The sequence below is a fragment of the Pseudomonas sp. genome (assembly GCF_037994325.1).
Taxonomy (GTDB): Bacteria; Pseudomonadota; Gammaproteobacteria; order Pseudomonadales; family Pseudomonadaceae; genus Aquipseudomonas.
Genome location: NZ_JBBNAH010000449.1, coordinates 1 through 2,036 on the forward strand (window position 1 = coordinate 1; position 2,036 = coordinate 2,036).

The window sequence follows — 2,036 nt, forward strand, 5'->3', positions numbered from 1 at the left end:
CCGCTGAGCAAACCCTATATTCAACCGCGTGCCGAAACCCGTACAGCGCCTGCCAGTGGCTCGGGCAGCCGACGCGAACGCATTGAACCCCGTCTTTAAATCACTGCCGAAAACGTCAGGTACTCGACCTGACAGAGTGTTAAGCCATGTGTGAATTACTGGGCATGAGTGCCAATGTGCCGACCGATATCGTATTCAGCTTTACCGGGCTGATGCAGCGCGGGGGTGGCACCGGCCCGCACCGTGACGGTTGGGGCATCGCCTTTTACGAAGGCCGCGGCCTGCGCTTGTTCCAAGACCCACAGGCGAGCATCGACTCGGAAGTGGCCAAGCTGGTGCAGCGCTACCCGATCAAAAGCGAAACCGTAATTGGCCATATTCGCCAGGCCAATGTCGGCAAGGTCTGCCTGGCCAATACCCACCCGTTTGTGCGCGAGCTGTGGGGTCGCAACTGGTGCTTCGCCCATAACGGTCAGTTGGCCGACTTTTCCCCGACCCCAAGCTTTTACTGGCCGGTAGGCGATACCGACAGTGAAGCGGCTTTTTGCGATTTGCTAAACCAGATTCGCAGCTCTTTCCCACAACCGGTTTCCGTGGAAATGCTTCTGCCCACCTTGGTACGCGCGTGCTCGGCCTATCGCAGCAAAGGTGTTTTCAACTGCCTGCTTAGCGACGGCGATTGGCTGTTTGCCTTTTGCTCCAGCAAGTTGGCGCAGATCACCCGCCGCTCGCCATTTGGCCCGGCGCGCTTGAAAGACGTCGATGTAATCGTCGACTTCCAGGCCGAGACCACGCCCAACGATGTGGTCACCGTGCTGGCCACCGAACCCTTGACCGAAAACGAAAGCTGGACCTTGTACCAGCCCGGCGAATGGAGCCTGTGGCGCCGTGGCGAATGCATCGCCAAAGGCCGCAGTTAAATCGCTCAACAGGCAACTAAGGGAGCAGGCATGTTTAGAAGTTACTTACGTTTGGTGCTGTTTGCCGTGGGCCTGCTGGTGGGCGTGCAGATCCCTGGGTTTATCAATGACTACAGCCAACGTATCGAAGCGCACTGGAAGGAATCCGAGCAAAGCCTGAGCGGCTTCCGCCAGACCGCCAAGCAATTCTTCAACGGCGACCTCGATGCCCTGGTCGCCCACTACCGCGCCAGCAGCGACCCGGTATTTGCCAGCGATGCCAATAGCCTGACCACCTTGCTGGTGCGCTCGCGCTTGCTCGATAGCGAATGGCAAGCCATGACCGGCCCGTGGTATGTGCGCGTGTGGCACGTGGCGTTTAACGCCAACCCGGAGCTGTTCAAAGAAACCTACGACGGTTACCGCTACCAAGTGCTGTTGGCGCCGGAAGCGATTGCCTGGGGCATTGGCTGCGCGTTACTGCTGGCCTTTGTTATAGAACTGCTGGTGCTGGGGGCCGGTTGGACGCTGGGGTTTGGCCGCACCCATAAAGTCACCCAGCATGAGCAGCGCCCCTGGCGATAAGCGTCGTCTCGCGCAGACGTAGGCTGTGCTAGGCGCACCATGGCGGTTTTAAGGTCGACCGCCTGGTGCGCGCCGCCCAGCCTACGAGGTGAGCGGATTACTTGGACAAAAACTTCATCCCGTCTTCCAGACCACGCAAGCTCAGCGGATACATATGGTCTTCCACTAAGTCGCGCACGATATTGGTCGAGGCGGTGAAGTTCCAAGTGTCCTTGGGGTAGGGGTTAATCCAGATCAGCTTTTTGTATTTCTCGCGGAAGCGCTGCATCCACACATAACCCGGTTCTTCGTTCCAGTGCTCGACGCTGCCGCCAGCCTGGGTGATTTCATACGGGGCCATGGCCGCGTCGCCAACAAACACCACTTTGTAGTCGGCGCCGTATTTGTGCAGCAGATCTTGGGTGGAGAAACGTTCCGAGGTGCGGCGTAAGTTGTTCTTCCACACCGACTCGTAGACGAAGTTATGGAAGTAGAAATACTCCAAATGCTTGAACTCGGTTTTGCACGCCGAGAACAGCTCTTCGCAGACCTTCACATGGGCGTCCATTGAGC

2 protein-coding genes and 1 pseudogene are annotated in these 2,036 nt (G+C 58.1%); 2 read left to right on the forward strand and 1 reads right to left on the reverse strand.

Annotated features, from left to right (window positions below; all coding sequences use genetic code 11):
* Nucleotides 1–146 precede the first annotated feature (146 nt).
* Nucleotides 147–920: a class II glutamine amidotransferase gene (locus AAAB16_RS15050; RefSeq protein WP_340664047.1), complete on the forward strand. Its 774-nt coding sequence runs from the start codon at nucleotides 147–149 to the stop codon at nucleotides 918–920.
* A 30-nt stretch (nucleotides 921–950) separates the two neighbouring features.
* Nucleotides 951–1,484, forward strand: a complete 534-nt coding sequence (locus AAAB16_RS15055; RefSeq protein WP_340664048.1) for a DUF2937 family protein — start codon at nucleotides 951–953, stop codon at nucleotides 1,482–1,484.
* 97 nt (nucleotides 1,485–1,581) lie between these two features.
* On the opposite strand, the pseudogene AAAB16_RS15060 reads toward AAAB16_RS15055, so the two are convergent.
* Nucleotides 1,582–2,036: pseudogene (locus AAAB16_RS15060) on the reverse strand (hypothetical protein); the annotation flags it as partial.

Coding starts and splice junctions, on each gene's coding strand:
- AAAB16_RS15050 (WP_340664047.1), top strand. CDS start 147: ATGTGTGAATTACTGGGCATGAGTGCCAATGTGCCGACCGATATCGTA.
- AAAB16_RS15055 (WP_340664048.1), top strand. CDS start 951: ATGTTTAGAAGTTACTTACGTTTGGTGCTGTTTGCCGTGGGCCTGCTG.